Source organism: Daejeonella sp. (assembly GCF_037719425.1).
Lineage (GTDB): Bacteria > Bacteroidota > Bacteroidia > Sphingobacteriales > Sphingobacteriaceae > Daejeonella.
This window is the reverse complement of the sequence record NZ_JBBJNI010000038.1, coordinates 1-21,385: the sequence shown is the minus strand read 5'-3', so window position 1 is coordinate 21,385 and position 21,385 is coordinate 1. Positions and strand designations below refer to the sequence as shown.

The following is a 21,385-nucleotide window of genomic DNA, read 5'->3' as shown; positions in this document are numbered from 1 at the left end:
GTGCCATCAACGTTGTCCTTTACCTTTGGGGCCGTTGAGGATTGATTCCACATATTAACTGTGTAAGTATCAGATAGTCCGGCAATTTGTGTTGCACCAATCGTTCCGCCCCGGTTAAAAGATTCAATAGCCATGTCTATATCCAGATTCCCGTGAGAAGTGTCTTCATAATGGGGGCTTGCGATATTGCAATACCACCATTTATATCCTGTTCCGTTTGCCGTCAATCCATTCTTAAAGTACTGGACAATGTGGTTCGCTCTATCGCGATAGCTGGTGTTTCCGTTCACATCATACATCGTCCACAACATTTGGGCGAAAGGCGCCATCATATTGTAGGGTAAGGGATTAAAAACAGTAGTTGTAGTAAAGGAGTTGAAAGTGATTGGTTCCTTGAAGTATCCGGTGCTGCTACTCAACTGCACCCAGCAATTTCCCATATAGCTGCTGCTGCTAGCCCATTTTGGAACAATCTCATTTTCGATAAAAGTCTGGTACGTACTTGCTTTGGTTGAATACGCCGAAAGGGTAGTAGGGTTTTGCTGTACAAGACGCACGAATTGCGCAATTGGCAAGGCTATCAATCCATCAAAAACAAGATATGGATAATTTCCGCCACCTCCATAACTGGTTGATCCCCAATCCATATAGCCATCGCTGCCTAAATCCGTTGCATTGGCGATTATTACGTCTGCGTGTGTTGTCAGCTTGTTTAACCATGCTACATCTTTTGTTAACTCGTACATCACAACATAACTCCGAAGCATGTAGCTCTCAGACCATCCAAGCGTACCTGCATTTGTGCTGTTATAGTAAGCTCCGCCTGATGCGCTTTCATACGTCACAAATTTGTCGTACCAGATATTTGCACCAACGGTAGAAGTTGTGAGCCCGCCTTTATTCATCTTTTCTGAATCAACTATTTCCGGGGCTTGCTCTTCTAATGATTTCTTACAACTGGCCGATAATAGAATTATTGAAAGTGACAGAACGAAAAATTTAGAAATTTTGATGGCACGCGTTTGTCTCATGCCATTAAATTTCTTTAATGTGTAAAAAGGATTTTTCATTTGATTAAGTTTTAGATAGTTAAAAAATATTGATGGTTATTTCTTGTATTAACTATTTGATTTTCTTCTCCCACCTTAAAAGCTCGGCAGTAAATGCCAGGTTTTCTTCATTCTTGTTTAAATATGTTTTTCTAATTGCATGATACACTTCAGGATTAGTTGCAGCGAGTTCCAGCCAGCCATGAAGTATTGGGAAATATGCAGGATGTTCGCCGCCAACGCCATCCACAGCCCGCCTGATTCCATTCCTTTCCGGCAGGATCACATTATGAAGCAAAGTATTCGCAAAGCGTTGGACATCCTGCTTCGTAAATATGATTCCTTCCCGGTTGGCCGCTACGACCATCGCAATGTCCAGCACGCCATGGGATGAATCTTCAATATTTGGAGACCCTTTATATACCATTACATTCGAGGATAGCTTGTCCGCCGGTGTCCAGCCGATAGTTGTCATCGGTTCGTACCAGTACGTCCAAACATAGAGATCAGACCCTTTATCGTACTTAAGCCTGTTTTTCAATAATAGCGACATTTTCTCAGACCGGTCGCGATAGTCTTTTTTGCCGGTTAACCGGTATAAGGCCAGTTGTGAGCTGGTGTGCATACCCAGGAAGTTTATCGGTTGCCCCACATTGTCGGCTGGGAATGATTCGCCTTTTTCACATGTGAGATAATATCCTTCCCCGGCGTTAGGGCCTTCACGCCATAAACGTCTATTTGCATCCGCATAAGACTCTTCAGCAGCTTTGATAAAACGCTCGGCGACTGGCTTTAGCTCTAGAAGTTTTGGGTCACTTTTCACAAACTCTGCCATACGAAGCATCGGATGATAAACTATTCCGATATAACCCATATATGCTAGCGGAATAGGAGTTAAGGAAACGTTTTGAGACGGCGGGATCTCTTTCATTTCGACTTTTACCCGTATTAAATTTGATTTATCAGTATAGCTGCCTGCTTTCGAAGAATACGGCGAAAGCGGATCATTGACTATTTTTTCAATAAAGCGTTCATCAGCAGGGTTCATGCTTAGATCAGCAAAAAACTCGTCTCTTTTAAAGAAGCTGTTTGATAGCTTCAGGCTGAAACGATCTGGCCTGTCGGATGAACGTATAAGTTCAATTATCGTAAGGTTGTTATTTGATGAGGGAGTGGAGCGTATGCTGATCACCGGTTTATCCGCTTTATCAAGTAATGCTCCTGATGCGACCACGTATTTCAATCCCATGCTCCAGGCTGGCCGGCTATGCCCAGAACCATCCTTTACCCGGCTATGATCGTCGCGATGAGTTAGTAACCGGTCACCCCGAAATGCAATTTGTTTGAGGTAAGTAATGTCTCCGGTGGCCTCGTAAAGGTCCGCCAGAGTCTCCATAGTTGCTGCTTCCCCCCACGCGAGTGCACTTCCATCCGGGCGAAGGTCCCAGGGGTCAGTTGACGGAAGCTTTGCAAGCAGTTGGTCAGCCCGGACACGGGTAATTTTAATAGAATCAGCAGGGAACTTCTGGTTCTTTCGCAACGCGATATCGTGAGTCTTAGAAGCCTGAAGTATTGCAAACCCGTTTAGGCTGAGCAAGATCACTAAAAGAAAATGTTTCATAATGCCGGGCTCATAATGATATATTTGGCACGCTGCCGTGTACGTTAACTTATTACACGTGTACGTTAACGAAGTTATTAAATTTTCTCGATTTTGCAAATGGAGCGAAAATTTTTTGTTACGCTGATTTGTTGAAAATCAATACTCAGCCTGATTTTTAAAGCAAAACGAAGCAGCAAACTTTTAATAAATAAAACTGCCTTGTCGGAAAATTTAGAGGAGCAACATGTGGAATTTGAACCATAATTTAATTCATAAACTATTAATCGATAATTATGAAAAACCACAGATATAAGCTAATATTGTCGTAACGAGTTAATTGATGAGTATTATAAATCAATTAAACTGAAGTGGTTTCAGTTGAATATTCGGTTGCAGTATGACAGTTGATAAACCTTAAGATATAAATGAAAAAAAGACTTACTGAACTTACCGGGGTAAAGGAGATTGCAAGAAGAGCAAATGTTTCAATTGCTACTGTCGACAGGGTAATACATAATCGAAAAGGGGTGTCAGCTGAAACAAAGGAGAAGATCAACAAGCTCATCGATGAACTTAATTATAAACCTAATTTACTTGCTCAGCGCCTGGCATCCCGTAAAATCCTTCGCCTTGCTACATTAATACCTGAAAGCTCAAAGGAAACAAGTTTCTGGGATGCTCCATTAAAAGGGATCGAACAAGCCGGCTCCGAGATAGAGCAATTTGGTATCGTCCTCGACAAATACTTCTACGACCAAAATTCAATCGAATCTTTCGTTAAACAAACAAAAGTGATCCTGGATAGTAAACCTGATGGGATCTTGTTCGGACCATCCTTTATTGATGAGTCTGTGAGCTTTACTGATAAATGCCAGGAGTTGAATATTCCTTATGTTCTGATGGATTCAGACCTGCCTAATAAAAGCAGTTTGAGTTATATCGGCCCCAACTTATATCATAGCGGATATATGGGCGGACATTTAATAAGCTATTTGACTAAAGCAGATGATAAGCTGCTGATTGTAAATATTTCTAAGGAAATTGATAACCAACATCACTTATTGAAGAAAGAGGAAGGATTAAGGGCATATTTTAAGGATCACAACCGGCCCGGAAATATTGTTAAGCTCGACATTAAAGAGGTGGCAGATGAAGCAATAGAACAGAGTCTCTCTAAAGCATTTGATGAATCTTCTGATATTAAAGTTGTTTTTGTAACCAATTCCAGGGTTTCAAAGGTTGCCCGGTTTATTGAGAAGACTCAACACAACATTATTTTGATAGGCTACGATTTTCTTACCGAAAATGTCGAATACCTGAAAAAAGGAGTGATCGACTTCCTGATTTGTCAGAAACCTAAACAGCAGGCATACCGGGGTGTGATGTCCCTTTACCAGCATTTAGCTTTTGGATCGACAGTGGAAAAGATACATTTCATGCCAATAGATATCCTTACAAAAGAGAATGCCGATTTTTATCGGAATTAATAACAGGGTCACATCTCATTTTCGTATTTTTTTTAACACAATATTCGTATGGTTAAAACAATTACTATATTCGGGTACGTAAACGTTTAGTTAATTAAACATAGAGGATTGAAATGAAACAGGATTATAATCGCCGCAAGTTTATCAGGGCAGCAGCAATCACAGGTATCGGTCTGGGCATGGCAGAAAGTCTAATGCCCTTTAGTTCTTACGGAATGGGTTCGAAAGCAGCGGGAAAAAGAGTTGGTATTATAGGGCTTGATACTTCCCATAGTATAGCATTTACAAAAAGCCTGAACACTCCCGGAGCTGGAAGCCAGTACAAAGGTTATACAGTTGTGGCTGCGTATCCTTATGGCAGCAAAGACATACAAAGCAGTGCAGAAAGGATCCCTGGTTATATTGAGGACGTTAAGAAACTAGGAGTAATAATAAGCAGCTCAATAAAGGACATGCTGAGCAAAGTCGACGTTGTGCTTTTGGAAACAAATGATGGGCGGCTACATTTGAAGCAGGTTATTGAAGTGTTCAAAGCTGGTAAACCTGTTTTTATTGACAAACCTATCGCGGCCACCCTTGCAGATGCAATAGCGATTTTCAAGGCCGGGGAAAAATATAAAGTGCCGGTATTTTCTTCTTCGTCTCTTCGTTTCTCTACTGGCGCCCAGGAAATTGCCAAAGGTAAAGTCGGAAAAGTGCTGGGGGCAGATACCTACAGTCCTTCTAAATATGAAAAAACTCACACAGAATTGTTCTGGTACGGAATCCATGGCGTTGAAACGCTTTTCACTGTAATGGGTACGGGCTGCAAATCAGTTGTGCAGGTCGATTCGCCAAACACTGACCTTGTTGTTGGAACCTGGGATAATGGCAGAATGGGTACTTTTCGTGGCATCCATGAAGGGAAGCAGGTATATGGAGGTACAGTGTTCGGTGACAAAGGGGTTTCTGAGATCGGCAATTTCGGGGGGTATGACCCCCTTCTTGTAAAAGTTATTGAGTTCTTTGAGACCGGCATCCCACCCGTTAGTGCTAAGGAAACGCTCGAGATATGCGCATTCATGGAGGCGGCGTATGAAAGTAAGAAGAACAACGGAGCACCGGTGACCATAGAATCTATGTTTAAAAAAGCGTTGGCCGCGAAATAATCATTTATCCGATTCCTGGAAAATCTAAATAAGACGATGAAAGTTCTAGTAGTGTTAGGTCGGAAAATAAGTATTTGGATAGTAGGCGGCGTTTTAATACTCTCTTCCGTTACAGTTCTGGCGCAATCCGCGCCGAACAATCTTAAGCTAGCGGTTTTTGATATTGATGCCACTCCTCCGGTCGGAAGCCAACTTACATATGATCCGATGGTTAATAGCTGGGATCTTGGACTTAGGGCTAAAGGCATCGTTATTCTCGGCGCCGGACAGCCTATAGTTATGTGCTCGGTCGATTGGATTGGAATTTCAAATGAGAGCCAGGACGAATTCAAACGTGTGATGGCTTTGGCTGCAGGAACTATTCCTTCACGGGTAGTTGTGCACACGATACATCAGCACGATGCTCCAACATCAGATCTGGGCGCTGAAGTTATAATGAAGTCTGCCGGTGTTTTGCCGGGAGCTTTTGAAGGATCGTATACGCGGGATCTGATAGAGCGCTTAGGCAGCGCGATAAAAAAATCTATCCTAACGGCCGGACCTTTCACTCACGTTGGTACAGGACAAGCACAAGTATTCAAGGTGTCATCAAATCGCAGAATCCTTGGTGCTGACGGTGAAGTGAAAGCTACACGGACATCAGCAACTAAAGACTCGCTGATCAGGGCAGAACCTGAAGGCCTGGTTGATCCTATGGTCTCATTGGTTAGTTTTTGGAATAATAATAAGCCCCTTGCGGTTCTAAGCTATTATGCATCACATCCTCAAAGTTATTATCGTACAGGTGTGGCAAATCCCGATTTCCCTGGAGTCTCGCGATTTATGCGCCAGCTTGCTGTTCCTGATGCCCTTCATATCCATTTTAATGGAGCGGGCGGTAACATAACAGCTGGTAAATACAATGATGGAGCAAAGGAAAACCGGCTCATTTTGGCGGAAAGACTAGCCGACGGTATGAAGCGTGCATGGGAAAGTACCAAACGCGAGCCAGTCACACCGGTTTCTGTTCTTTGGAATGTGGAGCCAGTCGCATTAGCCCCAGCTGCTGGTATTGAAAAGCTCGAGGCTGGATTGAAAACCGAGACCTCGGTATTTATTGCTAATAATATTTCCAAACTGGTATGGCTGAGACGCTTGCAGGCTGGAAAGAAAATTGATATATCGACCCTGACGGTAGGTAAAGCGAGAATATTGCACCTGCCGGGCGAACCGTTTGTAGAATACCAGCTTGCGGCAAAGGCTGCCAGGCCTGATCTTTTTGTTGCTGTGGCCGGGTATGGCGACTATGGAGTAGGCTACATCGGAACCGCGATTGCTTACGGGCAGGGAGGTTATGAAACCGGCCAGGCTTCAGGTGTTACCGCGGAAGCCGAAGACATATTAATGAAAGCGATTAAGAAATTATTGCAAAAATAAAATCTCTGATCTTATAGATCTAGATTAAGAACAAACCTCCCACTTACAAACTTAATGCTATGAGAGCATACCTTTTTGCCATTGTCTTTATTCTAAGCTTTGTTGGAGCAGCCACGGGCCAAAAAATCAATTCTTCCCATCAGCTGATGGATGTTGGCGTATCTGCCGTCAATATAACTCCGGAGTGGCCTGTGCGTCTGGCTGGTTTTGCAATTCGAAGCAAGGACGAAGCTGAAAGTACGCTGCTGCCGCTCAATGCAAAGGCCCTTGCTTTTGGAAATGATAAACAAGGCCCATCTGTTATTATAACGGTTGATCTTATTGGTATTCCATGGAATGTTACTAAAGAAGTCGCACGCCGGCTTGCAGCCAAGACCGGCCTTAATCCGGAGCATCTCGCTATAAGTGCTTCACACACTCATTCCGGTCCTGAGCTGGGCGATCTGTTAAATATTCTACAATATAGAAGCGCGACCGCCTTTAGCGACTCGCTGATTTCAAAGGAACAAATGAATCGCATCTCGTTATATGTGGAGCAACTCAAAGATAAACTTGAACAGGTTGCACTTGATGCTTTAAAGGCACGTAAGCCATCCTACATATCATGGACACAAGGGAAAGTAGATTTCGCAAAAAATCGCAGATTAGCTGATGGTCCCGTAGATCATTCACTGCCATTACTAAGAGTTAATGATGAAAACGGCAAGCTAAAAGCATTATTCCTTAATTATTCATGTCATGCGGTGGCTCTAGACGGATCAAACAATAAATATCATGGAGATTGGGTCGGAGAGGCACAGCGTCTTATAGAAATAAATCATCCGGGCGTTACCGCTCTTCATGCAGTTGGCTGCGGTGCCGATGCAAACCCAACTTTGACCGGTTTAGAGGGACTAAGTCAGTTAAAGCTTGTAGATCATTATGCTAAGCTTATCGCTGATGAAGTGAAGAGGCTCTTAAATACAGAGTTTCAGCCTGTAAGTAAAGCTCCTGAAGGCGAAATTAAGATTATTGAACTTCCATATGCACATGTGCCGACCGTAAAGGAAATGGTTGCTCAAACTGATGACAAGACAGTAAAAGGATATTACTATCGCCTGGCTTTAAATGAGATTGCACGAGGAAAAGTGATATCTCCCAGTTTAACTTATCCGATCCAGGTTTGGACATTCGGTAGGGAATTGGCTATGGTTTTTTTAGCGGGTGAGGTTGTCTCAGATTATTCTCTCCGAATAAAGAGGGAGTTTGATGTGAAACGTGTCTGGGTTAACGGATATTCGAATGATGTTCCGTGCTATATCTCGTCAACCCGTGCTTTGAAGGAGCCGAAATATGGCTACGAGGCTGTAAGTTCTATGTATTATTATCACAAACCATCACCTTTTGTACCGAATGTTGAAGAAATAATTATGTCTGCCATGCATGATTTAATACCTTCGAAATTCCTGACTTCCAAATAGTTATATCAAAATGACTGGAACAACAAAACAATTACAACTTTATAAAAGGCGACACCTGGATAGATCTAACCGATGAGCCGGATCATCAGGAACGTAGTCTCGCCTTATTTAAATATCAACACTATGATATTAAGGAAATTTATTAACTTGGACTTTATTCGGTTACGTACACGAAGCTTGAATTTGTAAAAATTTGAAGTAGGAATATAGATTTTGTCCCAAAATTTGAAATTATGTTTAATGATCTGTCAAGAAGGAAATTCATAACTGCAGTAACAACCACAACGGTTGTAACAGCTTTATCCAGCAGCATTCCCTCATTCGCTAAACCAACAACTAAAAGTACCGGCAAATTAGCTTTACTGGGAGGTACACCGGTCCGGGCAAAGGTATGGCCCCAGTGGCCCGCAATGCTTGCAGATGAGAAAATGATGGAATCAATTTCCAAAACCACGAAAAGCGGCATTTGGAGCAGGATACAATCGCCTACTGGCACGGTTGCGACATTTGAAAAAGAGTACGCAAGGCTCATGGGAACCGAGTTTTGTATAGGTACAGGTTCCGGTACTCAGGCTTTAGCTACCTGTGTGGAAGCTATGGATATCGGACCCGGCGATGAAGTTATTACGTCACCTTATACCGATTTCGGGACCATTTCTGCTATCCTTACCAGCAGGGCTCTGCCGGTATTGGTTGATCTTGACCGGGCATCCTACCAGTTGGACGCTGCCCTCATCGAAAAGAAAATAAATAAAAACACGAAAGCCATTATACCCGTGCATATGATGGGGATGCCTTGTGAAATGGATAAGATCATGGCTATCGCGAAAAAGCACAATCTAAAAGTAATTGAAGATGCCTGCCAGGCGAATTTTGCCCATTATCAGGGTAAACAATTGGGCACCATAGGGGATGTCGGATGCTTCAGCTTCCAGGCAAGCAAGCAGATTGCCTGTGGAGAAGGAGGAGCTATCATCGGAAATAATGCTGTATTAATGGACGAATGTTATACAGTGCAGAACCATGGAACAAATCGTAAAGGCAGCAATGTTACGATCGGGCCAAAATATAGAATGAATGAATTCGAGGGCGCTATTCTTATGGGGCAGATTGCTTCGGCTAAAGATCGTTTCCAAAGGCGTAATGATAATGCGAATTACTTAATATCAAAACTTAAGGGATTTCCGGGACTTGTTCCTCAGAAGCAATACACTGGTACCGAGAGCGGAGGATATTATCATTTTGCTATGAGCTATCACAAAGAGCATTTCAATAATGTCGAAAGAAGCAAATTTCTAAAGGCTGTTGCTGCGGAAGGTGTTAATCTAAGCCCTTATATCGCTCGCGGCTTACATATAGAACCCTGGATTGCTCACATAAAAGGACTTAAAGAATACAAAAATATGTATTCCGCAGCCCGGCTTAAACAGTACAGCGACGAGATGGGTTGTCCGAACTGCGACCTGATATGTAATGAGGAAATGGTGGTACTGCCGGGATCTTCATGTTTAATGGGAACCAGGCAGGATATGGATGATGTGATCAACGCGATAATGAAGGTGCACGAGAACAAGGATAAGCTTTGATCAGCCATGAGCTTTCAGGTTTGGCCCTTTTCAATCAGGCGTAATATTCTCAGCCTGTTATATTGCTGAAGCAATAGAGGATATACATTAAAGAATACATTACAAAAAAGGATCATCAAGCCAAGTTTAATCCTGGCGTTTAGTAGCGCATGGGTCATGCTGAATGTGAAAAACAGAAAACATAATGTGTGAAACCGTTCATACATTAGAATCCGGAGCAGATATTTTTCCGCCGCTGCCTTGCTTCTGACCCAGTGATTTCCTTTACGGATATAGTCCCCGTCTTGTACGAATTTGCGTACCAGCCTAACGCCCACCAGTTCGTAGATTCTTCTTTTGGAACTAAACCTGAATTGGTGTATCATTCTTTCTGGTACATTGGCCAGGAAAACGCTGACCATGAGGAAGCAATAAAATGAAAATGTCAATGGTGTTTGCCACCAATAAATCGTTAACGGAAGGAAGCCGATGATCGTCCAGAAAAAGTTAACAACATAGTTTAGTGTTTGAACTGTGTTCATGAAGTTAAGATACATAACAATCTCAGTTTAGCCATGAGGATAATCGGTAGAAAACTCATACTTAACTGGCAATAATGGGAAGAGTAGTATAGTTTATCGATGATGTTAATAAAAACTTAACAAAAATTTAATTTAGCCTGTAATGGATATTTGTTATCCTCAATTATCTTTGCCTGAAGTCTTATGATAATTAGTTTGGTTAGTTACAGTTTACTTGGAAAGCACCTGCTAGTAACAGGTGCTTTTCTAAAGATTGGAAGGTCGTTCTTGCAGATGTTTAACTGCTTTTCATATTAAGATTGAAAGCTTAACTTTATATATTGTAAATTTCTTTATTTTTAAGATTCCCTAATCTAAACTACATGGAATTCAACTATACGACAGTAGGCATAATCCTTTTTATAGCAATCGTAATAATATTTGTCCTGATAAGACGGAATAAGAAGGATCAAAAAGATTTCGAGAAAAATATCAACGAATCAGAAATGCTACCCGACGAACATAAACAAGATGATCCTTTATAGAGCATTAACTTATTTTACTTGAAATTGAGTTAACAGATCTGTATTAAATTACATCATGAAGATAATCTGTCCTGGACACTACAGTATTTTTGGAGCATTGGATAAACATATCCTTGAAAATTATCAAGGTCCGGTTGAGCCAGTTGTTTAGTATGCCCATACTGTAATGAAGAATTGCGGATACTCAATGTCCTATATCCAGACGTTAATGGTAGCTATTTCCTAGCAGTACTTGTATCGGCGAATACAGATAGTACCTGATCTACACTTTTTTCATTACTTCCGCTATATAGTATCTATTGTTTCAATCTAATAATAATTAACTTTAATCGCTTGACGGTTTTTTAACCCGCGGTTATCAGAATTAATGAAAGAAAATTTTAGACCTTTTTTGATTTGCGTCATGACGGTATTGTTCATTCTCAGTTTGGAGGGGTTAGGATGGGGCCATCATAAAGCAGAATACTCAATGAGAGGCAATGTGCAAAATATGATGCGCACCGGCGCCGACGAAACTGAACAATATATCAGTTATTTAAAAGGCAAACGAATTGCGGTCGTTGCCAGTCCGGCATCACTAATAGGCAAAACCCCCCTGGTTGATAGCCTTCTAACGTTAAAAATCAATATCGTTAAAATATTTGGGTCAGAACACGGCTTCAGGGGAAACGCCAGTAATGGAGCTAAAGTTGAAGACGAGATTGATGCAACGACGGGGATCCCAATAATCTCCCTGTATGGTAAGAAGATCAAGCCAACTAAAGAAGACCTGGTCGGAATCGATCTGGTAACTTATGATATTCAGGATGGCGGAGCCAGATTCTTCACTAAATTGAGAACTCTGCGTGAGGTAATGGAAGCTTGCGCCGAAAACAACATCGAGTTATTGATCCTTGATCGCCCTAATCCAAACGCATCTTATATCGATGGACCGATCCTGGATACGGATCTAAAGTCTGCTGTTGGGATGTTTCCAATTCCAATAACTCATGGTATGACGCTTGCGGAAATGGCGCAAATGATAAATGGAGAAGGGTGGCTGGCGAATAATGCTAAATGTAAGCTCAGGATAGTTAAGAATACTAATTACACTCACAATACGCCTTATACCTTACCCGTTGGCCCAACGCCAAATCTAAATTCACAACAGGCTGTAATGCTGTATCCATCTCTCTGTTTATTCGAGGGAACTGTTATAAGTCAGGGGCGGGGAACCATGCTTCCCTTTACCATGGTAGGAGCCCCGGCTCTTGAGGGTAAATACGCTTTTTCTTTTGCCCCGGTATCAATTCCGGGCATGAGTGAAGATCCGCCGCACAAAGACAAAACCTGTTTCGGACTAGATTTCAGGACTTATGATACAAGTAGTTTTGCAAAAACCGGGCAGATAAATATTGCGTGGTTAATGGAGCTCTATAATGCCTATCCTCAAAAGGAAGAATTTTTCAGGCCTTTTTTTGACCGCCTCGCGGGTACAAAAAAACTAAAAGAGCAGATTATTGCCGGTCTTTCTGAGGCAGATATCCGCAAAAGCTGGGAGCCCGGCCTTTCAGCTTACAAGCAAATGCGCAAAAAATATCTCATCTATCCTTAAAAATTAACTGTCTAATACATATTAAATGAAAAAACTCGCAGTCAAACTGATGCTATTTCTTCTTGTCTTTTCGACGACGGAAAACGTGGTATACAGTCAGAGCACGCCAGCATCTGTTCCCGGCGGTTCGCTTTATCTTTTTAACAACCAGGCTAAGACCATTCCTTTACGCGGCCTCGATGATCGAAAGATTACGAGTATTAACACGGGATCGGCATTTTCAACCATTTTCGATAGTTTGTTGAGGAAGTATGCAGATGTTAAAAGCCTTGAGACTTCCTACTATAGAACAGATTCGCTAAACCTTGACAATCTCACCGGCGACTATCTGAAGTTCTATAATTCCTTAATTATTCAGGTTACAAGCCAGTCTCTGACAGATCCCGAAATAATACGTTTTATCACAGAAAACCAGAAACGGAAGGATATAATTATCGCCGGATTTGGCGAACTAGGCTCACTTAAGAGCCTTGATTTTATAACAGGTCCGGTTGTCTGGAGTACTGTTTCAAATGCTGATGCAGCAAGCAATGCGGCACAATTGATTTTCGGAGGTATAGCAGCCAGGGGGACCCTGGGGAAAACCATAAGCGGGAAATATAAAGCAGGCACTGGATATTCCACAGAAAAAACCAGGCTGAGGTATTCATCGCCTGAGGCAGTGGGTTTGAAATCAGCCGATCTCGACAGTATTGATCTGATAGCAGCTGAGGCTATTCGCGAAAGGGCTACCCCAAGTGCTGTCGTGATGGTGATAAAGGACGGTAATGTGATCTTCAATAAAGCTTATGGATCACATACCTATGACGGCGCAGAGAAAACCAAATTGTCTGATATTTACGATCTCGCCTCTGTTACAAAGGTGTCTGCGACCACATTGTCATCGATGAAGCTTTACGAACAGGGCAGGATTTCATTGGATAAAACCGTAGGCGATTACATTCCCAATGCGCGCAAATCCAACAAAGAAGATTTAAAGGTTAGGGAACTGCTCGCACATCAGTCGGGAGTTACCGCCGTATCGTTCTACCTTAAGCTTAAACCGGACGAGTATAGCGCGGACTCATCGCAAGCGTATCCAGTAAAGGTTTCTGACAACTATTATTTCAAGCCAGACTATTTTAAAGATATGTTCTGGCCAGCATTTCTTAAAGCGCCTTTGCGAAACCGGGGCACGTACGTGTACACTGATATGAATATGTATGTGATGAAGGAAATAGTTGAATGGCAATCCAACACACCTATCGATAAGTATGTTCAGGATCAGTTTTACAAGCCACTGGGTATGTATACCGCTGGTTATTTGCCAAGAAACCGGTTCGAGAAAGATCAGATAGTGCCTACGGAAGACGAGGGTAATTTCCGTAAAACCCTGTTACATGGATATGTGCATGATCCAGGCGCATCGTTATTAGGCGGGGTATCGGGCCATGCTGGTTTGTTCTCAAGCGCTAATGACCTGGGTATTCTCTATCAAATGTTATTAAATAAAGGCACTTATGGAGGCGAACGATATTTGAAAGCTGAGACTGTAAACCTTTTCACATCTAAACAATCGGATGTTAGCAGAAGAGCACTTGGCTTTGATATGTATGATCCGGATACAACGAAAGCATACCCGTCAAAGCTCGCAACACCAGGGACCTATGGCCATACCGGGTTCACTGGAATCTGCGTATGGGTTGATCCTAAGTATAATCTGATCTATATCTTCCTGTCAAATAGAGTGCATCCGAAGATCACAGATAAATTGTACCAACTCAATATTCGAAGCCGTATTCAGGACGTGGTGAACAGGGCTGTGCAAAAATGAGATAACGTTTAACTTGTAATAAAATGCTAATGCGACGGATAGTTTATTTGTGCAGTCTGATTTTATTAACCCTTTCAGCGAGTCTTCACGCCCAAACTGCAGGGATAATTTATGCTGGTACAAACTCACTTAGGGGAAGTAAAGGTATCTACGTCCTCAGTTTCGATAAAAAACAGATGACCTTCACTGAAATTCAAACTGTCGGAGGCGGTGAAAGCCCGAATTTTTTAGCGCTTAACATCGATAAAAAACATCTTTACGTAGCCTGCAGCAAGGGGACACTTTCGGACGGTAAGGGGAGCGTCATGTCGTTCACAATTGATCCTAAAACCGGGATGTTGACGAAACTTAATGAACAGTCGTCAGAAGGAGTAGGCCCGGCACATGTGAGTGTTGACCCGAAGGGGCGTTTTGCTTATGTTTCCAATTATAGTGCCGGCAATCTGGCAGTTTACCCTATCAACCAGGATGGGAGCCTGGGCAAGGCGAGCGATGTTGTTCAGCATTTCGGCAAAGGCATCGTAGCAAGCCGTCAGGAAGCTCCCCACGTTCATTCTACTATCCCTTCTGCAGACGGCAAATTCATCTATGTTTCAGACCTGGGTATAGACAAAATTATGATCTACGAAGTGAAAGAAACTGGCAAACTTATGCCAGCATCAACACCCTTTGTCAGCAGCATGCCGGGATCAGGTCCAAGGCACCTGGCGATACATCCAAATGGGAATTTTGCATATTCAGCTGAAGAGTTAACATCTACCGTGGCATCGTACAGCGTAAATAAAGCTACGGGAGAATTAGTTCCGTTAGCCCGGGCGGAAATGTTGCCTGACGATTTTACTTCCCGCAATTCCGCTGCTGATATCCATTTTTCTCCGGATGGTAAATTTCTATATGCGTCGAACAGGGGACATGAAAGTCTGGTGATTTATAAAGTGAATCGCAAAAATGGAAGATTAGAGCTGGTAGGACATGAAAACACAGGGGGTAGGCATCCAAGAAATTTTATGATCGATAAAAATGGTGAATTTGCTTTGGTAGCTAACCGCGAGACAGATAATATCGTTGTGTTGAAAAGAAATAAGAAGACAGGAAAATTATCGCCCACAGGCAAGCAGACTATAATTCCGGCGGTAATTGCATTACAACAGTTGTAACGCTCATTTTTGTTTAGAACATTTTCAACCGCATTCTAATTGAATTAAAAAGGATCCCATTATAAGATCCTTTTTAATTAGTTTTCCTTAGATATCGGAGCTGGAGCCGGTTTAGGTTCCAGGTCGTCAGATGCTCCGTCTTTAGCATCTTTAAATTCTTTCATTCCCCTACCAAGCCCACGCATCATCTCGGGGATCTTTTTGCCTCCGAACATTAGTAAAACAACTGCCAGAATCAGAATGATTTCCGGTCCACCTAAACCTCCCATAATATTTCCTTATTAAATTTTATTAAAGTTGATAATAATTAGATTTAAACGTACAACTTATATAGATATTTTACATATCGGCGCAAGTAACATTTTCTCTTTTTTATTTTCCCGAAATTTTGTAACTTGGTTAAAACGTTTAATATGGGACGTCCTAAAGGAGAATTCGATAAGGAATTTAGAGGCACTATCGCCAAAAAAGTTGTCATCCGGCAAAACAAAGTTTTGGGTACAATTCTTAGCGCATATCCTGATATGTCCAACATAATACCCTCTGAAGCACAATTAGCACAGCGGGATAAACTGCGGCGGGCTCAAAATTATGCAAAGGTGTTTCTCTCCAATCCTGCTAATAAAGCTTTCTATAAAGAACGTTGCGGTCCACGACAGCGACCCCATAATGTTCTTATCTCTGAATTGATGAAAGGGATTACACCTTTTCCTCCGGAACAGGCGTAACTTTCTCCCCACTTCTCTATCTCATGTCTCCTGTCTGCCTGGTATAGGTCTGGTAGGGGCCATGTTCGGCGATCCTTCGATAAATGCTATTTTGAACGAAGGATTGCACATCAAGATACCTTTTAGAGGTGTTAGAGTAGCTCTGATTCCCAGCCGCAGTAATACTGAAACTATTTGCCCACCGACAGCGTTAAGTATTAAAAGCTGATATGATTTGATCGCCGTTATTTTTACAGTCATGAAATACCTAAAATATACATTGCTGCTTTTTATAATGGTAGAAATGGCTTGTAACTCCTCGAAATCCGGAAGAACACCAAAGGTACCGAAACGGGAAGTGCCATTTGCAATTAACATAAAAGTTCAAAATAATGCGACGATCAATTTCGTCAATACAGATTATTTTGCACTGCAGTTTCTTCAGGATCTGGACCAGTTCCAGGCAGTGAATTTTGTTCTTGTAGGTGCGGAGGAAAATCCGGAAGTGGTATTAAACTTAGATATCACCAGTTTCACCCTTTGGCCTCGAGACGAAAGAATGACCAGACGGAGAGTTAGCCGAAGCGTTGCCGTGGGGACTGATGCAGCCGGAAAACCAATATATCAAACAGTAACGGCAAGTGTTGACATAGTTCAAATTCAGCGTCGTTCAAACGCCCGGTTCGTAACTAATCTCACGGTAAAGGGAACACCTGGTTTCAAGTTTCAGCGGACATTTGCAGCTAATTATAATTACGTTAATAACTATGTCGATAATGTTCAGGGTGATTACCGGGCGTTAGATCCGGGTGTAATGACCCGGGGAAGCGCTATCGAACCCACGGAAGACGACTTTCTCTTAATTCTTGCAAGACAAGAGATGATCCGCCGATTGTCTACAGAACTCAGGAAGTATTACGATGCACAGGTTAAACCCACGGAGTAGATATGTAACATTGTGTAATATTTTGCGAGAGGTCCCATTAATGCGTAGCTTTCAGTTCTTCAATATTTACCTTTGAGGCCCAACACATCCTATGTCTTATTTTCGCCCCGTTTTAATTCTAATACTGATTCTTGGATCATTCATTTCCCGGGCTCAAACTGTTCAATTGATCGGTACATCGGACGATTTTATTCTTGAAAATGTGAAAGGCTACGATTCTGTTGAAGAGAGGAGTCTGGAGCATGAAGAGTTTAATATCCTGGTGTTCGAGGGTAAGGATAAAGAGCTCTCTTTTTACTTTACTTTCTTCAGGGGAGAAAAGGTATGCAGCTACATCAAGAATACAGGTAAGCCATCGGCCTTGAACGAAGAGATCCTATTCGTTAAGTCCCATTTCAAGAACACCAAGGATAACATCTGGGAAAGCTCCGGGAAATCTATCCAGGCGGAGATCACTGAGAAGAATGGGTTTGCCCTGCTGCTGGTAAAGGCCTTGAGATAGCATTTGCTGCGTAGACCATTGTATACTTTATACACAATGCTTTGTAACATAAGCATTGATTTAGCAATAGAGGTTTAAACCTGCGATTCCTTTTATAGTCTTAACATCAGTAGCCCGCAAACAAGACGCATCCTTGCCAAGATTATGAACAATAAACTTATACTTTTCCTCGCTATCCTTTTTATGAGCACCTCTTTGTGGGCACAAACCTCGCGTACCGTTAGTGGTCTAGTTCAGGATACCACTGGCAAGGGAGTTTTTAGTGCCACAATCAAATTGGTTCCTTCCGGTGGAGGAGATACCATTCTGACCCGCTCAGACGTTGATGGGAAATTCACATTCCGTGCTGTCACAAAATCGAACTTCAGGATTTTGGTAAGTAGTTTGGGGTATTCTCCCATAGAAACAACATCTAGCAATCCTGAGGGGTCCTCCGCGATTGTTTTGCCTAAAATAACCTTAAGAGCAACCAGTAAATTGCTTCAGGAGGTTGTGGTTAATGGAACACCACCCGTGCTGATAAAGACAGATACTATAGAATATCGTGTATCGGACTTGAAATTGAAACCTGATGCAGTTGTAGAAGATGCGATTAGGAGACTTGATGGGGCAGAAGTGGACAAGGATGGAAATGTAACAGCCGCAGGCAAGCCAGTTACAAAGATTAAAGTAAACGGTAAGGAGGTTTTTGGCGGAGATATGAAGACGATTACTAAGAATATTCCTGCTGACGCGATCGATAAAATACAAATAATTGAGGATTATGGCGATCAGGCTCGCTTTACAGGGGTTAAGGAAGGCGATCCTGAAACGATAATTAATATTACCACCCGCCCGGGCCGTGATCATGGCTACATGATAAACTCAACCGTAGGCGGGGGGACGGAAGACAGGTATCAGGCTGGCCTTTTCGCCCAGCAAATGAAGGGTGAACGTATACTCGGCATTAATGCTAACCTGAACAATAATGGTACTCAGATTGGAGGTGACAACTTTGGCGGAAGAAATGGTGCGCGCGGAGGTGGTGGTGGCGGTGGCTTTGCCGGCGGCGGAGGTGGTAATGGAATTACAAGCTTAAGTTCCGTCGCGGTCAATTACAATAATAAATTTGGTAAAAAACTAAGTCTCGCGTCTGCGTATTACTTTAATAATAGCGATGGAAACATTATTAGCAATGTATTCAGGCAAAGTGCTAACTCTTTGGGTACTATCCTAAGCACTGAATTTAGCGATGCCAATAATATTTCTACTCGTCACAGCTTCAATGGACGGTTGGAGTATAACATTAACAAGTCTAATCTGCTGGTGTTTACGCCTTTTCTGAGTTTTAGTAGATCTAAAAGAGAGAGTACGGGATCCGTCTTAAAAACCGGAGTCATTAACCAGGGACAAACTACGGTTTCAAGTAATACCTCGTTGAGTCCGAATGTTAATGCAAATCTATTGTATAACCACTTATTTGCCAAAGCCCGGAGAAACTCTTCACTGAATTTGAGTTTTAGAAATAATGACCTTGAATCTGAGCAGGGCAATGATAATCACATCGTATACAATGATGCTGCCGGAAACACCTTGAAAGATTCAATTAATTACCGGCTTAATTCAACACAGAACAGGAGTTACAGCGCGTCAAGCAGATTTATTTATAATGAGCCAATTAGTCAGGCAGGAAGACTTCAATTCAATTATGATCTAAATTACAACAAATATGATAACAGTCGGATCTCGAGCCTTGCAAACGCTGCCGGCATACTACAGCCCATAGACTCACTTAGTAATATCTTTGATTACTCATTTACATCGCACAGGCTGGGGTTAAATTATAACTATAGAGATAAAAATAGTGAGCTTTCGTTGGGCTTGACGGCTAATCCTACACATTTAAACGGCAGCTCAGCTACACTGAACACAACGATTAACCGTTCTAATTTTTTCTTCGCACCCATCGCACGTTATCAGTATCGTTTCGGTGGAACGAAGTCTATAACATTTCACTATTATGGATCGGCAGCTGAGCCGCAGTTTGCACAGTTGCAGCCTGTTCGTGATCTGTCCAACCCGCAGAGGCCAATTGTTGGTAACCCGGATCTGAACAGCTCTTTTTCACACAATATTGATGCGAATCTAAGACTGTCTAATATTGAAAAGCGTACATCTTTAATGTTTAACGTCCAGGCAAATTCTATTTTAAATCAGATTGTTCAAAACATTGTTTTAATCCCGGATGTTTTCGGCAGCCGTAAACAGGAAGTTCGCTACGTCAATACGAACGGTTATTATACTTATTTCGGCGGCTACAACTGGTTTAAATCATTTGCTGACCGTCAGTATACAGTAAGACTTTCCGGTGATGCCCGGTTTACAAGAGGTGTGTCACTTGCCGATAATATCAAGAACTACTCAAACAGAACAAATATCAGCCAGCGTGTAGCTTTACAAATCAACCCGGGTGAGTGGATGGAATTAAGCCCGGAATTAAGATACGGTCGCACAATTACTGATTATACTCTGCGGACCAATACAGACACAAAAATCAACACTTTCGGCTTAAATCTGGATGGGCGTTTTCTATTTCTTAAGGACAAATCTTTAATATTTGGTTTTAATGGAAGCAAAACTTTCAATTCGGGATACATTGGCAACCTCAATACTAATCCACTGGTTGTAAATTCGTATGTAGAGAAAAAGTTTAAGAAGAACATGGCAACTCTGCGTTTCCAGGCCTTTGATATATTCGACCAGTCAAATAACATTAACCAGACAATAGTTGAAAATGGATTTACTGATAGCCAAACTAATCGCCTGACTCAGTATTTTATGCTGACCTTAAATCTGAGGATCAATAAATTTGCAGGCGGAACTCAGCAGCGTAGTGAAAGGCCAGAAGGCGAGAGAGGTAATTTTGAAAGGGGACAGGATGGACAACGGGGCGGTTTTGATCGTGGTAATGGTCAGCAGAATGGTGGAGGGACAAGAAGGGATAATAATTAATTAACTTTGAGTACTGTAACACAAGCTCGTTCCTTTACCTGGCTTAGACATAGCCTATTTACCCCTCTTGGCTTGGACCAAGAGGTGCACTGAATCGTAGACTCACTGCTTTTTTTCTTCCCACAGACTCCCGTTTCATTTATCCAAACTTTAATTTTTGTCTGCTCAGGAACCTATTTGTGTTGGGGTAATATTTAGATCCTTTTCCAAGTGGTACAACATTTGATTGAGATGTGTGCACTAAATGTACTTACCTATGGAAACAGAAGATATGGATCATAATGCCCCCGGAGCAGACGATCAAGACAATCAGGAGCTGAGTAAAAAACCCCGGAACATAAATCAAAATTCAGGAGTTCCAGAACATTCAAATAACCCACCTGACCAGCAGCCATCTGCATCTCAGAACAATGAATGGCAGCAGGATCACGGGAACAGCACCAAAAAACGGCAATCGCCCGGTCAACTGGAAACCAGGAGCAGGCCATCTCAGCAGTACAGAGCGTCCGAGTACGACGAGCTTGGCGAGGAAATGCCTGAAGACTTCCGCAGGGAAGACTTTGTGGAAGAAAATCATCTTGAGTCGACAGATCAGGACTATCGCGATGGAGAAAATCAATCGGGCGAGGATCAGGATGACGGAGACGAACTTCGAAACGGAAAGTGAAGGTTGAGATTGGTTATTGGTAATAAGTAGACGGTATTTAGGACGCCAGAGAATGCTTCACTTCGTTCGCAATGACAGTGTGCTCGTAAAAACTTAGGGGGAGGAAAAATAAAGCGCAGCTTTCGTTTTTTCCTCCCCCTAAGAATTCTTAGGCAATTCGTCATTGCGAGGGGTAATTTATTTCATAAAAATCAATATAAAAGACGTTACTTTT

Annotated in this window: 18 protein-coding genes; 14 read left to right on the top strand and 4 right to left on the bottom strand. The window is 42.2% G+C overall.

Going from position 1 to position 21,385, the window contains the following annotated elements; translation table 11 throughout:
• On the bottom strand, positions 1-1,070 hold a 1,070-nt coding region (locus WKF69_RS07115), incomplete at its 3' end, for a hypothetical protein (RefSeq protein WP_340380752.1).
• A gap of 52 nt (positions 1,071-1,122) precedes the next feature.
• Complete coding sequence (locus WKF69_RS07110) at positions 1,123-2,670, bottom strand: hypothetical protein (protein WP_340380751.1); 1,548 nt, start codon at positions 2,668-2,670, stop codon at positions 1,123-1,125.
• Positions 2,671-3,077: 407 nt separating this feature from the next.
• On the opposite strand from WKF69_RS07110, the gene WKF69_RS07105 reads away from it, so the two are divergent.
• The 5 genes from WKF69_RS07105 to WKF69_RS07085 all read left to right on the top strand — a co-directional run bounded on the left by WKF69_RS07105 (position 3,078) and on the right by WKF69_RS07085 (position 9,749).
• Complete coding sequence (locus tag WKF69_RS07105; protein WP_340380749.1) at positions 3,078-4,139, top strand: LacI family DNA-binding transcriptional regulator; 1,062 nt, start codon at positions 3,078-3,080, stop codon at positions 4,137-4,139.
• 113 nt (positions 4,140-4,252) lie between these two features.
• Positions 4,253-5,287, top strand: a complete 1,035-nt coding sequence (locus WKF69_RS07100; protein ID WP_340380747.1) for a Gfo/Idh/MocA family oxidoreductase — start codon at positions 4,253-4,255, stop codon at positions 5,285-5,287.
• 36 nt (positions 5,288-5,323) lie between these two features.
• A complete protein-coding gene (locus WKF69_RS07095) occupies positions 5,324-6,703 on the top strand; it encodes a hypothetical protein (protein ID WP_340380745.1) in 1,380 nt (459 codons plus the stop codon).
• Between the two features lie 59 nt (positions 6,704-6,762).
• Entirely contained in the window at positions 6,763-8,163 is a 1,401-nt protein-coding gene (locus WKF69_RS07090) for a neutral/alkaline non-lysosomal ceramidase N-terminal domain-containing protein (RefSeq protein WP_340380743.1), read from the top strand.
• A 233-nt stretch (positions 8,164-8,396) separates the two neighbouring features.
• Positions 8,397-9,749, top strand: coding sequence for a DegT/DnrJ/EryC1/StrS family aminotransferase (locus tag WKF69_RS07085; protein ID WP_340380742.1), 1,353 nt, complete (start codon positions 8,397-8,399; stop codon positions 9,747-9,749).
• A 14-nt stretch (positions 9,750-9,763) separates the two neighbouring features.
• Here the strand turns inward: WKF69_RS07085 and WKF69_RS07080 are convergent, their stop codons facing one another.
• Entirely contained in the window at positions 9,764-10,270 is a 507-nt protein-coding gene (locus WKF69_RS07080; RefSeq protein WP_340380740.1) for a hypothetical protein, read from the bottom strand.
• Between the two features lie 362 nt (positions 10,271-10,632).
• On the opposite strand from WKF69_RS07080, the gene WKF69_RS07075 reads away from it, so the two are divergent.
• The 4 genes from WKF69_RS07075 to WKF69_RS07060 all read left to right on the top strand — a co-directional run bounded on the left by WKF69_RS07075 (position 10,633) and on the right by WKF69_RS07060 (position 15,358).
• The gene (locus WKF69_RS07075; protein WP_340380738.1) at positions 10,633-10,794 is read left to right on the top strand and encodes a hypothetical protein; all 162 of its coding nucleotides are present in this window, start codon (positions 10,633-10,635) and stop codon (positions 10,792-10,794) included.
• A gap of 367 nt (positions 10,795-11,161) precedes the next feature.
• A complete protein-coding gene (locus WKF69_RS07070) occupies positions 11,162-12,388 on the top strand; it encodes a DUF1343 domain-containing protein (protein WP_340380737.1) in 1,227 nt (408 codons plus the stop codon).
• 25 nt (positions 12,389-12,413) lie between these two features.
• A complete protein-coding gene (locus tag WKF69_RS07065; RefSeq protein WP_340380735.1) occupies positions 12,414-14,201 on the top strand; it encodes a serine hydrolase in 1,788 nt (595 codons plus the stop codon).
• Positions 14,202-14,230: 29 nt separating this feature from the next.
• Positions 14,231-15,358, top strand: coding sequence for a lactonase family protein (locus tag WKF69_RS07060; protein WP_340380733.1), 1,128 nt, complete (start codon positions 14,231-14,233; stop codon positions 15,356-15,358).
• 77 nt (positions 15,359-15,435) lie between these two features.
• Here WKF69_RS07060 and tatA read toward each other — a convergent pair whose 3' ends face one another.
• Positions 15,436-15,627 (bottom strand): twin-arginine translocase TatA/TatE family subunit, encoded by a 192-nt coding sequence (gene tatA, locus WKF69_RS07055; RefSeq protein WP_340380731.1) that lies wholly within the window; start codon positions 15,625-15,627, stop codon positions 15,436-15,438.
• A 144-nt stretch (positions 15,628-15,771) separates the two neighbouring features.
• Here tatA and WKF69_RS07050 point away from each other — a divergent pair, with 144 nt between their 5' ends.
• The 5 genes from WKF69_RS07050 to WKF69_RS07030 all read left to right on the top strand — a co-directional run bounded on the left by WKF69_RS07050 (position 15,772) and on the right by WKF69_RS07030 (position 21,171).
• Positions 15,772-16,086 carry a hypothetical protein gene (locus WKF69_RS07050; RefSeq protein ID WP_340380729.1) on the top strand — a complete coding sequence of 105 codons (315 nt, stop codon included), beginning with the start codon at positions 15,772-15,774 and terminating at the stop codon, positions 16,084-16,086.
• Positions 16,087-16,324: 238 nt separating this feature from the next.
• The gene (locus WKF69_RS07045; RefSeq protein WP_340380727.1) at positions 16,325-17,011 is read left to right on the top strand and encodes a hypothetical protein; all 687 of its coding nucleotides are present in this window, start codon (positions 16,325-16,327) and stop codon (positions 17,009-17,011) included.
• Between the two features lie 91 nt (positions 17,012-17,102).
• Positions 17,103-17,513 carry a hypothetical protein gene (locus WKF69_RS07040; protein ID WP_340380725.1) on the top strand — a complete coding sequence of 137 codons (411 nt, stop codon included), beginning with the start codon at positions 17,103-17,105 and terminating at the stop codon, positions 17,511-17,513.
• Positions 17,514-17,657: 144 nt separating this feature from the next.
• The gene (locus WKF69_RS07035; protein ID WP_340380723.1) at positions 17,658-20,504 is read left to right on the top strand and encodes a TonB-dependent receptor; all 2,847 of its coding nucleotides are present in this window, start codon (positions 17,658-17,660) and stop codon (positions 20,502-20,504) included.
• Positions 20,505-20,760: 256 nt separating this feature from the next.
• Positions 20,761-21,171 carry a hypothetical protein gene (locus WKF69_RS07030; RefSeq protein WP_340380721.1) on the top strand — a complete coding sequence of 137 codons (411 nt, stop codon included), beginning with the start codon at positions 20,761-20,763 and terminating at the stop codon, positions 21,169-21,171.
• Positions 21,172-21,385 lie beyond the last annotated feature (214 nt).

Excerpts from the sequence above, each read along its gene's own strand:
- WKF69_RS07110 (WP_340380751.1), bottom strand. The coding sequence starts at position 2,670 with ATGAAACATTTTCTTTTAGTGATCTTGCTCAGCCTAAACGGGTTTGCA.
- WKF69_RS07105 (WP_340380749.1), top strand. The coding sequence starts at position 3,078 with ATGAAAAAAAGACTTACTGAACTTACCGGGGTAAAGGAGATTGCAAGA.
- WKF69_RS07100 (WP_340380747.1), top strand. The coding sequence starts at position 4,253 with ATGAAACAGGATTATAATCGCCGCAAGTTTATCAGGGCAGCAGCAATC.
- WKF69_RS07095 (WP_340380745.1), top strand. The coding sequence starts at position 5,324 with ATGAAAGTTCTAGTAGTGTTAGGTCGGAAAATAAGTATTTGGATAGTA.
- WKF69_RS07090 (WP_340380743.1), top strand. The coding sequence starts at position 6,763 with ATGAGAGCATACCTTTTTGCCATTGTCTTTATTCTAAGCTTTGTTGGA.
- WKF69_RS07085 (WP_340380742.1), top strand. The coding sequence starts at position 8,397 with ATGTTTAATGATCTGTCAAGAAGGAAATTCATAACTGCAGTAACAACC.
- WKF69_RS07080 (WP_340380740.1), bottom strand. The coding sequence starts at position 10,270 with ATGAACACAGTTCAAACACTAAACTATGTTGTTAACTTTTTCTGGACG.
- WKF69_RS07075 (WP_340380738.1), top strand. The coding sequence starts at position 10,633 with ATGGAATTCAACTATACGACAGTAGGCATAATCCTTTTTATAGCAATC.
- WKF69_RS07070 (WP_340380737.1), top strand. The coding sequence starts at position 11,162 with ATGAAAGAAAATTTTAGACCTTTTTTGATTTGCGTCATGACGGTATTG.
- WKF69_RS07065 (WP_340380735.1), top strand. The coding sequence starts at position 12,414 with ATGAAAAAACTCGCAGTCAAACTGATGCTATTTCTTCTTGTCTTTTCG.
- WKF69_RS07060 (WP_340380733.1), top strand. The coding sequence starts at position 14,231 with ATGCGACGGATAGTTTATTTGTGCAGTCTGATTTTATTAACCCTTTCA.
- tatA (WP_340380731.1), bottom strand. The coding sequence starts at position 15,627 with ATGGGAGGTTTAGGTGGACCGGAAATCATTCTGATTCTGGCAGTTGTT.
- WKF69_RS07050 (WP_340380729.1), top strand. The coding sequence starts at position 15,772 with ATGGGACGTCCTAAAGGAGAATTCGATAAGGAATTTAGAGGCACTATC.
- WKF69_RS07045 (WP_340380727.1), top strand. The coding sequence starts at position 16,325 with ATGAAATACCTAAAATATACATTGCTGCTTTTTATAATGGTAGAAATG.
- WKF69_RS07040 (WP_340380725.1), top strand. The coding sequence starts at position 17,103 with ATGTCTTATTTTCGCCCCGTTTTAATTCTAATACTGATTCTTGGATCA.
- WKF69_RS07035 (WP_340380723.1), top strand. The coding sequence starts at position 17,658 with ATGAACAATAAACTTATACTTTTCCTCGCTATCCTTTTTATGAGCACC.
- WKF69_RS07030 (WP_340380721.1), top strand. The coding sequence starts at position 20,761 with ATGGAAACAGAAGATATGGATCATAATGCCCCCGGAGCAGACGATCAA.